Genomic DNA, 13,392 nt, shown 5'->3' with positions numbered 1-13,392 from the left:
CTTGCCGGCGCGACAAGCGCGCAGGGCGAACTGACCATAGGGGGAGAGCGTGATGATGGACAGCAAGAATACCGACGAGCCTGCAACGGTGTCGGAACGGCGCCGATTGCTCGGCGCGATCGGCTCGCTGGGGGCGGCGGTGGTGTGGGGGTGTGGCGGGTCGGAGACGGGCACAACAGCGACGTCGAGTACGGTCAGCACAGGCGCCACCGATACGACCAGCACGACAACTACGACGGGCTCCGCCGGCGCCGCTGGCAGCGCCGGTAGCGCGGGCGCTTGCGCGATCATTCCGCAGGAAACGCAGGGCCTGTATCCCTTGCTGGCAATCCTGAGCAACGCGGCGATGGTTCGGCAAGACATCACCGAAGGCAAGACTGGTGTACCCCTGACGCTTCGGCTGAAACTGGTGAACGTCAATGGCAGCTGCGCACCGATCGCCAACGCAGCGGTGTACGTCTGGCATTGCGACAAGGACGGCGTGTATTCCGGCTACAGCACGAGCACGAACGGCAATACGCTGGGGCAGACGTTCCTGCGTGGCATCCAGGTGTCGGACACCAATGGCGAAGTCACGTTCACGACGATCTACCCGGGTTGGTATGCCGGGCGAATCACGCATGTGCATTTCCAGATCTATCTGGCCGACAACTTGCAGGTGACGGCAACGGCCACCTCGCAGATTGCCTTCCCCCTGGCGGATACGACGGCGGTGTACAACTCCACGCTGTATGTCTCGCGTGGCCAGAACACTTCGGTGACGAGCTTTGCTGCCGACAACGTCTTCAGCGATGGCACGACGTACCAGATGGCCGCGCTGACCGGCGATGCTGCGAACGGTTACACCGCCACATTGACCGTAGGTATCGCCGCATGACCTGAGTGTTGCATGCCGCGACCGGCCGGAATATCAGGTCCGAAAACGGCGAGCAGTGGGCGGCGAGGGGCGGATAATCCGCCCCATGAACCGCAGCTCTTACATCGACGGCCAAGTCGGCGACGACAACACCGGCAGCCACAACGCCCACTATGCGGCCCTCGTCGCGCGGGACAGTCGTTTCGACGGCCGTTTCTACGTTGGCGTGACGTCCACCGGTGTCTACTGCCGGCCCGTGTGCCGCGTACGAACGCCGAAGGCCGCCAATTGCCTGTTCTTTGCGAACCCGGCGGCGGCCGAAGCGGCCGGCTTCCGCCCCTGCTTGCGCTGCCGCCCGGAACTGGCGCCGGGGCAAGCCGGTATTGATTCGGCGTCGCGCCTGGCGTGGGCTGCGGCGCAGCGGATTGAGGCCGGGCAGTTGGACGATCAGGGGATCGAAGGGCTGGCGGCCCGGCTCGGGATCACGGACCGGCACTTGCGTCGCATCTTTGCCGACACGTTCGGCGTTACGCCGGTCGCGTACGCGCAGACTCAACGCTTGCTGATGGCCAAGCGTTTGCTGGCGGACACCGCACTCCCGATCACTGAAGTTGCATTGGCCGCGGGATTTGGCAGCTTGCGCCGCTTCAACACCTTGTTCCAAAGCCACTACGGCCTGACGCCATCGGATCTGCGACGGGCAAGCGGGGCGCCGGTGTCCGGTGAAGGCCTGCGCTTTGAACTGGCGTTCCGTCCCCCGTTTGATTGGCCCAGGCTGTTGGGCTTTCTCGCCGGCCGCTGTGTTGCTGGGGTCGAGGAGGTCGAGGACAGCATCTACCGTCGCAGTGTCCGCATCGAACAAGGCGGCATCGTTCACCTCGGATGGTTATCGCTGACTCTGGCTGACGGCCGCAATGCCGTCGCGGCCACGGTTTCCCCCAGCCTGGTGCGTGTGTTGCAGGCAGTGCTGGCAGGCGTGCGCCGCCTGTGTGACCTGGCTTGCGAGCCGGATGCAGTTGCCCGCGTGCTTGGGCCGCTGGCCGCCGATGCGCCCGGCTTGCGGGTGCCCGGGGCTTTCGATGGTTTCGAGATGTCGGTGCGGGCCGTGCTGGGCCAGCAAGTCACGGTGAAGGCGGCGCACACCATCGCGGGCCGCTTTGTCGCAGCGTTCGGCGATGAGGTGGCCACGCCATTTGCCGGCATCCGGCGCGTATTCCCGGCGCCGCAGCGGATTGCGCAAGCGAGCGTGGAGGAAATTGCGTCCCTCGGCATCGTGCGTCAGCGGACGCACGCGATTCTCGCGCTGGCGAATGAAATCGCCAGCGGCCGGCTTGATCTTGGGCCGGCCGCCGATGTGGCGGCGACGCTGGCCAAGCTTGAAGCCTTGCCGGGTATCGGTCGCTGGACTGCGCAATACATCGCGCTGCGCGCGCTCGGTTGGCCTGATGCATGGCCGAGCGGCGACGTTGCGTTGATCAAGTCGCTCGGTGTCGCCAGCGTGCGCGAAGCGGATGCCGCAGCCGAGGTCTGGCGCCCGTGGCGCGGCTACGCCACCTTGCATCTTTGGCGGCGCTTGTCGGAACCCGCGCCTACGAAAAGGGAAAACCCATGAGCATGATCTGGATGCCGCACGCTACCCCCATCGGAGCCATGATCCTGGCGGGCGGGCCTGCTGGCCTGGCCGGCGCCTGGCTCGTCGGGCAAGCCCATTTCGATGGCGTCCAGCCAGACTGGCGTGAGGACGCGACGGCGAGTCTGCTGTGTGATGCTGCGGCGCAATTGGACGAATGGTTTGCCGGTCGGCGCCGGGATTTCGATCTGCCGCTGGCGCCTCGCGGTACGGATTTCCAGAAAGCCGTGTGGCATGAGATTGCCCGTGTTCCGTTTGGCGAAACCCGCAACTACGGCAGCGTGGCGCAGGCGCTTGGCAAACCCTCGGCGGCACGCGCCGTGGGGGCGGCCGCTGGCCGCAATCCGCTGACCATCATCGTGCCGTGCCATCGCCTTGTAGGGTGTGGTGGGGCGCTGACCGGTTATGCCGGTGGTCTGCCGCGCAAACAGACGTTGCTTGCTTTCGAAGCTGAAGGCACGCCGTGCGCAATGGCGGCCTGACGTCCGCGTCGAATTGATTCAATACACTCAAAAAGCGGGCGCTCACGAGGCGACCCGGGAAAGAGGACTGCAGTGAAACCCCAACACTTGTTCGAACTCGTTCTGCTGGCCGCGCTCTGGGGCGGCTCGTTTCTGTTCATGCGTTATGCGGCCCCGGCCTTTGGCGCTGTGGCCCTGATCTGGCTGCGGGTAGCGATTGCGTCGCTCTGCCTTGCGCCTTTGTTGTTGCTGCGAGGCCAAGGGGCCGTCTTGCGAGAGCATGCTGGCGCGATCGCGGTGATGGGCGTTTTCAACTCTGCGTTGCCGTTCGTGCTGATCGCGTGGGCGACCTTGTCGATCACTGCGGGGCTGGCTTCCATTCTGAACGCCACCGTGCCGATCTTTGCCGCACTGATCGGGGCGCTTTGGTTGGGTGACAGGCTGGGCGCCTCACGCATGCTGGGGCTGGCGGTGGGGTTCACGGGCGTCTTGATGCTGGCGGCGGACAAGGCGGACTTCAAACCCGGCGGTTCGGGTTGGGCGATTGTTGCGATGCTGGTCGCCACGTTTTCGTACGGTTTCGCGGCAAACCTGACGAAGCGCCAACTCGGCGGCGTGCCGGCGCTGGTGAATGCCGCTGGTTCGCAGATCATTTCCGCCATTGTGCTGGCGCCGCTGGCTTACTGGTTCTGGCCGGCGCAGATGCCGGGCGGTTTGGCTTGGCTGGCCGTCTTGGCGCTCGGTGTCGGCTGTACCGCGCTCGCCTATTTGTTGTTCTTCCGGCTGGTCACGCACGTGGGCGCATCGCGGACGGTCACAGTAACCTTCCTGATCCCGCTCTTCGGCGTGCTGTGGGGCAGTGTGTTCCTTGGCGAAGCGCTCAAGGCCGGCATGCTCGTTGGTGGCGCCGTCGTCGTGTTGGGCACTGCTCTGGCGACTGGGGTGCTCAAGGCGCCGGGGCGCCGTTGAACGCCCGCATCAATCGGCGTCGTTGAGATGTCGTTCGATACGGGTGTCCGGCACCAGCCACATCAGGGCGACGACCACATACAAGGTTTGCGCGAACCACTCCTGAACGAAGGCGAGCGGCATCGCGATCGCGTAGATCACGACAGAGAGTGCGCCCTTGCGATCCTTGCCGATGGCGCGCGCCAGAAGTGACTCCGGCCCGTCTCCAGCGACCAGGCAGTGAGCGAGGATCCAGTACGCGGTGCCGGCCATCAGCAGCACGCCGCCGTACAGTGCAGTCGGCAGCGGCGCGAAGTGGTTCTCGCCCATCCAGCCGGTGACAAAGGGCAACAGCGAGAGCCAGAACAGCAGGTGCAGGTTCGCCCACAAGGCACCGCCGGAGACCCGCTTCACCGCGTGCAGCATGTGGTGATGGTTGTTCCAGTAGATGCCGATGTAGATGAAGCTCAGCACATAGCTGAGGAAGGCCGGCAGCAGCGGGAGCAGGGCGTCGAGCCGGTCGCCATGTGGCACCTTGAGCTCCAGCACCATGATCGTGAGGATGATGGCGAGTACGCCATCGCTGAAGGCTTCGAGTCGGTTCTTGCCCATCGTTGTGCCCGCTGCGAGGTTTGCGAACAGGCCGGCAGTGTTGCTGCCGGCTCTGCCGATGTCCAGCGTGTCAGCGTTTGAGCTGCGCCCAGACCATGTTGGGCGAATGCCCTTCAACGCGGACCATGCGCACCCACAGCAGCGTCATGTGCTCCAGATGCAGTGCTTGCTCCAGCCCACCGACGTCGAGCGGATCCCAGCCCAGCGCTGCGATCAAGTCGCCGACGATGCGCTTCGCGCCCGCGTCTGCCCCGCAGTACATCATCATCGGTTTGACGTTGTAGGCGGGGTAGGCGTTGTTCTCGAAGTTCTCGAAGCCGTAGATCGTGAAGGCTTTGACGACATGGGCGCCCGGCACCCGCGCCTGGATCATCTCGCTGCCAGACCGCTCGCTGCCCAGGCCATGGCGCAGGCCGGGGCCGACCGGGTTGGTGCAGTCGACCAGCACCTTGCCGGCAAGCGCCGGCGCCACGGCGGCAAGGGCGGCTTCGTTTGCCTGGAACGGCGTGGCGAGGAACACCACCTCCGCCGCCGATACCGCGGCGACTGGCTCGGCAACCTTCAGCGCCGGGTTGCGTTCGAGCGCCTTGCGCACGTTGTCCGAAGCTGGGTCCTTGGCGGCCAGCGTGACTTCGTGGCCGAGGCGCTGCAGGTGGTCGGCGAGCGGTGCGCCGACATTGCCGTATCCGATGAATGCGATTTTCATGGCGATCTCCTTCCTGGTTCTTAGCGACCGAGCGCTTCGATGACGAGGCGTGCTGTTTCGGCGCCGGAGAAGTTCTGCTGGCCGGTGATGAGGTTGCCGTCGCGCACCGCAAAGCTGCGCCACAGGCCGGCCTGCACATAGTTCGCACCGAGGTCTCGCAACGCGTCCTCGATCCGCCAGGGCATCACATGCGTGCCGCGGGGCAGAAGGCCGTACTGCCACACCGCGTTGTCCGCGAAGTCCTCTTCGACATTGGCAAAGCCGGTGACCGTCTTGCCGCGCACAAGTGGCGTGCCGTCGGGCAGCTGGGCGTACTTCAGGATCGCGGTGCCATGGCACAGTGCCGCCGCGACTTTGCCTGCCGTGTAGAAGGCGACGAACTTCTCCCGCAGCGCGCTCGCGGAGACGAAGTTGAACATCGGCGCCTGGCCGCCGGCGACGACGATCGCGTCGAACGCCGCCAAGCCGATTTCGCTGACCGGCCTGGTGTTCGCCACCAAGGCCACCAGTTCGGGTGTATGCAGGAAGCCCTGCGTGATCAGGTCCGTCTTCGAATAGCCGCTGGCGTCATTCGGGTCGCTCATGCCGTCGGCGACGCAGGCGCCGCCCGCCGGGCTGAAGATCTCGACTTCATAGCCGGCTTCGGTAAAGGCGAGGTAGGGGTGGGTCAGTTCGCTCCACCAGAAGCCGACCGGCCAGCCGGTGGTGGTGGAGACGGCCGGGTTCGCGATGACGATTGCGACGCGCTTGCGGGCTTCGGGGTTCAGCGGGTTGGTGTTCATCAGGCTCATGGCGGGGCTCCAGTGGTCTTGCACGCCGTGGAGTATTCGCTTGAAGCAGCCGGTGAAAAATGCGGCGTAATGAGAAATACTGTTGCCGTTCTCGGCAACAAAGGCGCTGCGATGGAACTCAATGAACTGGCTGCCTTCGTCAAAGTGGTGCAATCGGGCAGCTTCACCCGCGCAGCGGACTTGCTCGGGACACAGAAGGCGCATCTCTCGCGCGTGGTGACCGGCCTGGAACGCAAACTGGGTGTGCGTTTGATCGAACGCACCACGCGCTCCCTGTCGCTCACCGAAGTCGGGCGCGAAATCTTCGAGCGTGCGATTGGAATCCTCGCGGCGGTGGAGGACACCGAGCGTGTCGCGCAACAGATGCTCGGCGAGCCGCGTGGCGTCTTGCGGCTGACCTGCGGTGTCGAGTTCGGCATGTTGGCGGTCAGCCGTTGGGTGATTGGCTACCTGCAGCGCTTTCCCGATGTGCGGGTCGAGGCCGATTACACAGGGCGCCTTGTCGACCTGGTGCACGAGGGTTTTGACCTCGCCATCCGCGTCGGCGAGTTGCCGGATTCACGGCTGGCGGCACGGCGACTGGGGGAGCTGCGCTACGGGCTGTTCGCGAGCCCGGACTATCTCGCTCGTACTGCGATGCCGGAGACACCCCAGGAACTTGCCAGTCATGCGCTGCTTGCCTTCGCCGGGGGAAACCAGCGCCAAGGCTGGCGCCTCGAACGCGGCGGCGAGGTGGTTACCGTTGAAGCGGAACCACGGTTGCGGGTGGATAACAGCTTTTCGGTGGTGGATGCTGCGAAGGCGGGCTTGGGCATCGCGCAATTGCCGCTGATGGTGGCCCATGATGCGCTGGCAGCCGGTACGCTTCGCCGCGTGCTGCCGGGCTGGGCGCGCGCGCCGGTGCCCGTTAGCGCGCTATTTCCCAGCGCGCGCTACCTCACGCCCAAGGTCCGCGCCTTCATCGACCATGCTGCGGCGCAGTTCGATGCGCTGCGCACCACCGATTGATGCGTTGGCAATGGCGACTCGAAGCGCGCATGCTTGACCGGACTTGCCGTTTGCAGCAATGGCTGTTCGTTCAGGTCAAGACGTTGTCACCCGATCTGCGGCAAACTTGATAGGTTTTCACCTGCATTCCCCGAGGATAAGAAGATGGCACACCCCCTGGCCGGTCAACCGGCGCCCAAAGACGTCCTGACTGACATCCCCGCGCTGCTGGCTGCCTATACGGCGATCACGCCGGATGTGAACAACCCGACGCAGCGCGTGGCCTTCGGTACCAGCGGCCATCGCGGCAATGCGTTTGCCGGCAGCTTCAACGAAGCGCATATCCTCGCGATCACGCAAGCCGTTTGCGAGTACCGCGCGCAGGCGGGCATCACTGGCCCGCTGTACCTGGGCAAGGACACGCATGCGCTGTCCGGCCCCGCGCAGATCAGCGCGCTCGAAGTGCTGGCCGCAAATGGTGTGGAAACCCGCATCCAGGCCGACGATGGCTTCACGCCGACGCCGGTGATCTCGCGCGCGATCCTCGTGTACAACCGCGACAACGCCGGTCCGCGTGCCGACGGCATCGTCATCACGCCGTCGCACAACCCGCCGGTCGACGGCGGCATCAAGTACAACCCGCCGCACGGCGGCCCGGCGGATACCGACATCACCGGCTGGGTCGAGGCGCGCGCGAATGCGCTGATGGCGGAGGGCAACAAGGGCGTGAAGCGCGTGCCTTACACCGAGGCACTAGCCGCCGCGACCACGAAGGCCGAAGACTTCGTCATGCCTTACGTGAAGGATCTGGGCGCGGTCATCGACTTCGACGCGATCCGCAAGGCAAACCTGAAGATTGGTGTGCACCCGCTCGGTGGCGCAGCCGTCGCGTACTGGAAGCCGATCGCCGACACCTACGGGCTGAACATCGAGATCGTGAACCCGGCGGTCGATCCGGCCTTCTCATTCATGACCCTGGACCATGACGGTAAGATCCGCATGGACTGCTCCAGCCCCTACGCGATGGCGAGCCTCGTCGCGCTGAAGGACAAGTTCGACATCGCCTGGGGCAACGACGCCGACGTCGACCGCCACGGCATCGTCACGCCGTCCGTCGGCCTGATGAACCCGAACCACTACCTGGCGGTGGCGATCAACTACCTGCTGACGCACCGCCCGCAGTGGCCGGCCAGCGCAGCAGTCGGCAAGACGCTCGTCTCCAGCGCGCTGATCGACCGCGTCATGAACGGTCTTGGCCGCAAGTTCCTCGAAGTGCCGGTCGGCTTCAAGTGGTTCTCGGGTGGCTTGCTCGACGGCAGCTTCTGCTTCGGTGGCGAGGAGAGCGCTGGCGCATCCTTCCTGCGCCGCGACGGTTCGGTGTGGACCACCGACAAGGACGGCATCATCCTCGGCTTGCTGGCAGCGGAAATCACCGCCGTCACCGGTAAGGACCCGGGCGTGCATTACCAGGAACTGGCCGCCAGGTACGGCGCGCCGTTCTACACCCGTATCGATGCTGCCGCGACGCCGGCCCAGAAGGCGGCCTTCAAGGGCCTCACCGGCGAGCGCGTGACTGCTGCGACGCTGGCGGGCGACGCCATCACCGCGAAGCTCACCAAGGCGCCGGGCAATGGTGCGTCGATCGGCGGCCTGAAGGTCACCACCGCCAACGGCTGGTTCGCCGCGCGCCCCTCGGGCACCGAAGACATCTACAAGGTCTATGCCGAGAGCTTCGTCAGCGCCGAACACCTGCAACTGATCGTGAAAGAAGCGCAGCAGATCGTCAGCGACGCGCTGGCAGCCTGACTTCGCGCAGGTCACTGGAAAACCCGGCCTCGTGCCGGGTTTTTTGTCTCTTTCGTGACGTTGGCATCGCGCGCTGTGTGACGGCGTGACCCAGCATGCGGCCGGGGTACCGAGTCGGTTCTGGACAATACGCCGGGGTCTCGGCGCAAATGGAGTAAAGCAGGATGCGGATCAGCGAATACGAACTGAGCCAGATCGAGGGTTGGCAATGCCTGTCCGCGCTGGTGGAGTGGGAGTCCGTGAGTCGTGCGCCGCAGCGGATCGAGTTTCGTGTGCCGAGCACCGGATTGCCGATGCGTCTTCACGCTGCGCCCTTCGTGCTGGCTGCTGCGGTGCCCGCGATGGCCGCCGGTGAAACGCGCATTGCGAGCACGCTGCCCCTCGACCCGGTTCTCGTTGAAGGCATTCCGTCGGCACTCGCGATCATCAAGCATTGGTGCCGTGATATGTCGGGTGCGTGGACCTTGCCGACGCTCGAATGTGCAGTCGAGGCATGCGTTGCACCGCCCGGGCGAGCGACTGCGAGCTTCTTCTCCGGCGGCGTTGATGCGACGTTCACCCTGTTGCGCAATCACAGTCTGCTTCCGGTCGGAGCCGCCGGCCGGATCGACCATGCCTTCATTGTGTTTGGTTTGGACCTTGGCTACCTGAGTACCCGCGACGACCGGCCCGCGTACGAGCAATTCCTTGCGTCGGCGGTACCGTGGCTTGCCTCTCGCGGTGTGCGGGGCGTCCAGGTTGAAACGAATCTGCGCCAGCTTGACCCGCGATCTGGCTTCTGGGGTGTCGCGTTTAATGGCTTCGCACTGTCTGCCATTGCCCAGTTGTTTCCCGATGTGGTCGAACAGGTGCACATGGGAACCAGCGGCGAGCGTTTGATCGACATGGTGCAGAACCCTTGGGGCTCGCATCCGGTGATACACCCCTACTTGAGCTCGATGGCCGTACAGGGGCGTTCGCCCTACATCGAGTTCTCGCGTTTGAAGCGCCTGGCCGTCCTTGCCAAAGACACCGATGCGGTGAGCCGACTGCGTGTCTGCTTTTCATCGCGGGAGGGGGCGCTGAACTGCGGGGTGTGCGAGAAATGCATTCGTACCCGTATCGGGCTTCTACTTTGTGATGCCGACCCACAGGCTGGATTCGACGGGCCGCCGCTGTCGGCTGCATTGATTCACGCGGTTTCGCTAACCAGCCCGGTAGGTCAATCGGAACATGAGGAACTGCGGGATGCTCTCAGGGCGCACGGTAATCATGACCTCGCGGATGCCGAAGATGATCTTGTTCGACGCTGGCTCCGCTACGAAAAGTGGCGCCAGAAGCGCGGCTTCAAAGGCTGGCTGCGGCGAAAGCGCGATGCCCTGCAGCAGCGCTTTGCGGTGGATGCAGCAAAGCGCTGAGCAGGCGATCGCGCCGCGCGGTCGTTAGCGAGGCGCCAACACGGTGCGCTGGATCGTCGCCAGCCGCTGCACGCCCTCTGTGACATGGCGGCACGACAGGGTCGCGCCCGAGATGCTCTTGATTTGCTCGCCAAAGCGAAGTTCGTCGAGCGTCTTCTTGCCGACGAACTGCTTGCGCCATGCGGGTAGCCGGATCTCCTGTCCATGCGATTCGCGGTACGCCAGCACCTCTACTGCCTGAATTGCACCGTCAGCGCCGAACGCGACGGCATAGCTGATCAGCTCGTATTTGCCGATGACCTCATCGAGCAGGATCTGGCCGATCAGCTTCCCCGCGCCGTCGCGCGCGGTCCAGCCCTGCACGCGCCGCGGCTTGGTTGCAACGCCGAGCGCCTGGTCGAGCACTTGCTGCTGCGCGGGCGTGAGCTCAATTGCGATCTCGTCGAAGCGCGCTGCCTGCGGAAACAGCGCAGCACGTGCCTGCTCGGCGCTCATGTACACCACCGCATGCACCGGCAGCACGATCGCGGCCGGTGTCAGCGCGAGGGCGGCGAATAGCCAACGGTGCTGCATCAGTACGCAAAGCCAATGCCGAGGTTGAACATGTCGCGGCTGCTGTTCTCACGGAACCACTGGTAATCCGCCTTCAGCACCACCTGCGGATGCAGCTTGAAGCTTGCACCGGCGGTGACCACGGCTTCTGTCGGTTGCGCTGCGTAGCCGAACTGAGCGAGGGCGTCGTCGTACTTGCGGGCGGTATTGAATTGCTCGTAGCGGACGAACGGCAGCAGAGCATAGTCGCCCTGGGCCCAAGCCTTGTAGCCGGCCTGTGCATACCAGCCATCAAAGCGCTTGGGCACCGGATATGGGTTGCCGACCTGGGTCAGGTTGAATTGTTCAACGTTTGAGAAGCTGCCGATCGCATACAGCGCGCTGAGATCCCAGTTGCCCGGAGTCCATCGTGCGTGCGCCTCTGCCAAGGTCAGACGAGCGTCCGGGCTGGCGAAATCGGGTTGCTTTTGCGCGACGTCGCCGATGAATACACCGCCGCCAACGTTCAGCCCGGGCTGGCCGTTGTAGTTCAGCGCACCGTAAAGCGCGAGATTGCCTGCCTTGGCGAATTGCCCTTCCTGATGGACCGCGCCGAGTGGCGATTCGAGCGCTTCGGCATCGGTAGCGTCCCACTTCGTGAGGTCGAATCCCGTCGTGACGCCAGCGTCCCAGCGCAGGCCGAAGTCCGTGCTGCCCGTGAGGCCAATGCCGATCTCTCGCCAGGTGGTCGGGATGATCGCGGTCTCGACGAAATTGCGCTTGACGCCAAAGTAGTTGGGCGGCTCGTGCGATTCGTTCAGGTAGCCCAGCGGGATCAGATAAAGACCCGCCTTGACCGCCAGGCCATCATTGATCTGATGCTCGACGTACGCCTGTTCGATCGCGACTTCACCCTGATCGTCAGCCGAAACGACTGCGTTTTCAACTTCGAGCTCCGTAACGATCTTCGTGCGTTCGTTGAATTGGTGCCCGAGCCCGAGCACCACGCGTCCCACCGTGGCCTGCGCCTGGGCGGCGTCTTGCGGCCGGCTGAAGCTGATTTCGCCGTAGCCGAACAGGCGTGTAGCCGACTCCGCCGGCTCCGCGGCGGCAGCCACCGTGGCCCCGGCAGGTGACGTGGGTGAGGACGATGCCACGGCGGTTTGTGCGGAAGCGGGAGCAGGGGCGATAGGCGTTGCTACCTGCGCGCTGCGGGCCGCGGGTGCGGCAGCCTTCACGGCATCAAGCTCGGCGCGTAGCCGTTGCACTTCTTCGCGCAGCGCGCGCATTTCGGCGCGCAGGTCTTCCTGGGCAAACGCTGGCGCACTCGCGAATGCGGCCGCCAGCGCTACGGCCAGCGCGGTTTTCTTCATCATCTTGGGTTCTCCGTGGGGCGGGGCTTACTTTGGTTGCCAGCCGTCGTTGAGCGTGTTCAGAAATGCGATGAGGTCGTCGATCTCCGCGTCATTGAGCGCGGGCGCGTCGCCCGGTTTGCGGTTGTACGGCGCCTCGGTTGTATTGACGTTGCCTTTCCAGGCCGCCGGCAGGTCGTCGAACTTGTCGATCGAGCCGTCGGGCAAGCGCGGGTACCACTCTTCCGGGTTGGTGTCGCGGCGCACGTAGAAACGCAGCGCCTCCTTCAACGTTTCAAATCGACCGTTGTGGAAGTACGGCCCGCCGAGCGCCACGTTGCGCAGCGTGGGCACCTTGAACGCACCGCACAGGTCGGTTCGCCCGGTCAGGTCGGCGCGGAACGGACCACAAAGCCCCAGATCGAATCGGTTCGGGTCAGCGTTTGCGCGGATCTTGGGATTGCGCGGCACGCCAAGGTTGTCGTAGCTGAAATCGGTGAACAACGGCCCTGGCGCATTAGCCGGGGTGCTGGCCGGGTGGCATGCGGCACAGTTACCCTTGCGTGGATCGTTGAACAGCGCCAGCCCGCGCATTTCTGAGTCGCTCAGCTTGGTCTTGCCGGCCAGGAAGGCGTCGTACTTGCTGTCGAAGCGGGCAAAGTCCGGGTCTTCCTTCTGATACTCCGCCAGCGCGTAAGCGATGCGGTCGAGCGCACGCGCCGGGTCGTCAAACACGGCCTCGCCGAACTGCGCGCGGAAAGCGGCTGCCCAGGGTGCTACGCGGGCCTTTGCTGCCAGCGCTGCGCTATCCGCCAGCGCCATCTCGTGGGGTTCGAAGAACGGTTTGCTTGCCTGTTCGGCAAGACTGCCAAACCGGCCGTCGCGCATGAAGCCACCGTTTGGCGTGCCTTCGGCGTCGAAGTTGAATGCTGGAGCGAAACGCAAATAGCGAAGCGACGGCGCTTTCCGGAAGCCCTGTACATCGAGTTGCGTGCCGCCGTCGGGCGTGCCGATATTGCCACTGCCAGACCCTGGTGCCGCGTGCCCGGCTGACGGGTCATGGCAGGTCGCGCAGGATATCTTGCCGGAGGCCGACAATGAGGGGTCTAGGAAGATCTGACGCCCGAGTTCGCCGACCGTGCTGAGCGTTTCTGAGGGTAGCCCCGGTGCGCTGGTGGCAGACGCGGAATCTCCGCCGCCACCGCAGCCGAGCAGTGACACACACATCGCGCATGCGAGCAGGTATCGCGCGGCCAATGGGTGGGGGAGGGGCCACCTGTACATTCTTTGCATCAGTTGAAATCTGTGGTGCGAG

Annotated in this window: 13 protein-coding genes; 7 read left to right on the top strand and 6 right to left on the bottom strand. The window is 64.7% G+C overall.

The features are described 5' to 3' along the window. The first annotated feature begins 52 nt into the window (after positions 1-52). From JY500_RS14295 to JY500_RS14280, 4 genes are all read left to right on the top strand, one after another. Positions 53-877: an intradiol ring-cleavage dioxygenase gene (locus tag JY500_RS14295; protein ID WP_206253451.1), complete on the top strand. Its 825-nt coding sequence runs from the start codon at positions 53-55 to the stop codon at positions 875-877. Between the two features lie 85 nt (positions 878-962). Further along, the gene (locus tag JY500_RS14290; RefSeq protein WP_206253449.1) at positions 963-2,468 is read left to right on the top strand and encodes an AlkA N-terminal domain-containing protein; all 1,506 of its coding nucleotides are present in this window, start codon (positions 963-965) and stop codon (positions 2,466-2,468) included. Next, complete coding sequence (locus JY500_RS14285; RefSeq protein WP_206253447.1) at positions 2,465-2,968, top strand: methylated-DNA--[protein]-cysteine S-methyltransferase; 504 nt, start codon at positions 2,465-2,467, stop codon at positions 2,966-2,968. Before JY500_RS14290 ends, JY500_RS14285 begins: the two co-directional genes overlap by 4 nt. Before the next feature lie 72 nt (positions 2,969-3,040). Beyond that, positions 3,041-3,916: a DMT family transporter gene (locus JY500_RS14280; protein ID WP_206253446.1), complete on the top strand. Its 876-nt coding sequence runs from the start codon at positions 3,041-3,043 to the stop codon at positions 3,914-3,916. Positions 3,917-3,925: 9 nt separating this feature from the next. Here JY500_RS14280 and JY500_RS14275 read toward each other — a convergent pair whose 3' ends face one another. The 3 genes from JY500_RS14275 to JY500_RS14265 all read right to left on the bottom strand — a co-directional run bounded on the left by JY500_RS14275 (position 3,926) and on the right by JY500_RS14265 (position 6,004). Next, positions 3,926-4,507, bottom strand: a complete 582-nt coding sequence (locus JY500_RS14275; RefSeq protein WP_206253444.1) for a TMEM175 family protein — start codon at positions 4,505-4,507, stop codon at positions 3,926-3,928. Between the two features lie 70 nt (positions 4,508-4,577). Then, positions 4,578-5,213 (bottom strand): NADPH-dependent F420 reductase, encoded by a 636-nt coding sequence (locus JY500_RS14270; protein WP_206253443.1) that lies wholly within the window; start codon positions 5,211-5,213, stop codon positions 4,578-4,580. A gap of 20 nt (positions 5,214-5,233) precedes the next feature. Then, the gene (locus tag JY500_RS14265) at positions 5,234-6,004 is read right to left on the bottom strand and encodes a type 1 glutamine amidotransferase domain-containing protein (protein ID WP_206253442.1); all 771 of its coding nucleotides are present in this window, start codon (positions 6,002-6,004) and stop codon (positions 5,234-5,236) included. A 111-nt stretch (positions 6,005-6,115) separates the two neighbouring features. Here JY500_RS14265 and JY500_RS14260 point away from each other — a divergent pair, with 111 nt between their 5' ends. The 3 genes from JY500_RS14260 (at position 6,116) to JY500_RS14250 (ending at position 10,194) form a co-directional block, all read left to right on the top strand. Then, complete coding sequence (locus tag JY500_RS14260; protein WP_206253440.1) at positions 6,116-7,012, top strand: LysR family transcriptional regulator; 897 nt, start codon at positions 6,116-6,118, stop codon at positions 7,010-7,012. 144 nt (positions 7,013-7,156) lie between these two features. After that, complete coding sequence (gene pgm / locus JY500_RS14255; protein ID WP_206253439.1) at positions 7,157-8,797, top strand: phosphoglucomutase (alpha-D-glucose-1,6-bisphosphate-dependent); 1,641 nt, start codon at positions 7,157-7,159, stop codon at positions 8,795-8,797. A gap of 341 nt (positions 8,798-9,138) precedes the next feature. After that, positions 9,139-10,194, top strand: a complete 1,056-nt coding sequence (locus tag JY500_RS14250; RefSeq protein WP_206253437.1) for a hypothetical protein — start codon at positions 9,139-9,141, stop codon at positions 10,192-10,194. A 24-nt stretch (positions 10,195-10,218) separates the two neighbouring features. On the opposite strand, the gene JY500_RS14245 is transcribed toward JY500_RS14250, so the two are convergent. Genes JY500_RS14245 through JY500_RS14235 form a run of 3 tightly spaced genes read right to left on the bottom strand, consistent with a single transcriptional unit; the run spans position 10,219 to position 13,304 of the window. Next, entirely contained in the window at positions 10,219-10,767 is a 549-nt protein-coding gene (locus JY500_RS14245) for an FMN-binding protein (RefSeq protein WP_206253436.1), read from the bottom strand. Then, positions 10,767-12,101 carry an outer membrane beta-barrel protein gene (locus tag JY500_RS14240; protein WP_206253434.1) on the bottom strand — a complete coding sequence of 445 codons (1,335 nt, stop codon included), beginning with the start codon at positions 12,099-12,101 and terminating at the stop codon, positions 10,767-10,769. Before JY500_RS14240 ends, JY500_RS14245 begins: the two co-directional genes overlap by 1 nt. A gap of 24 nt (positions 12,102-12,125) precedes the next feature. Continuing rightward, entirely contained in the window at positions 12,126-13,304 is a 1,179-nt protein-coding gene (locus tag JY500_RS14235; RefSeq protein ID WP_206253433.1) for a cytochrome-c peroxidase, read from the bottom strand. Positions 13,305-13,392: the final 88 nt, after the last annotated feature.

Origin of the sequence: Niveibacterium microcysteis (assembly GCF_017161445.1) — a bacterium.
Taxonomy (GTDB): Bacteria; Pseudomonadota; Gammaproteobacteria; order Burkholderiales; family Rhodocyclaceae; genus Niveibacterium; species Niveibacterium microcysteis.
This window is presented reverse-complemented; position numbering and strand designations above follow the sequence as displayed.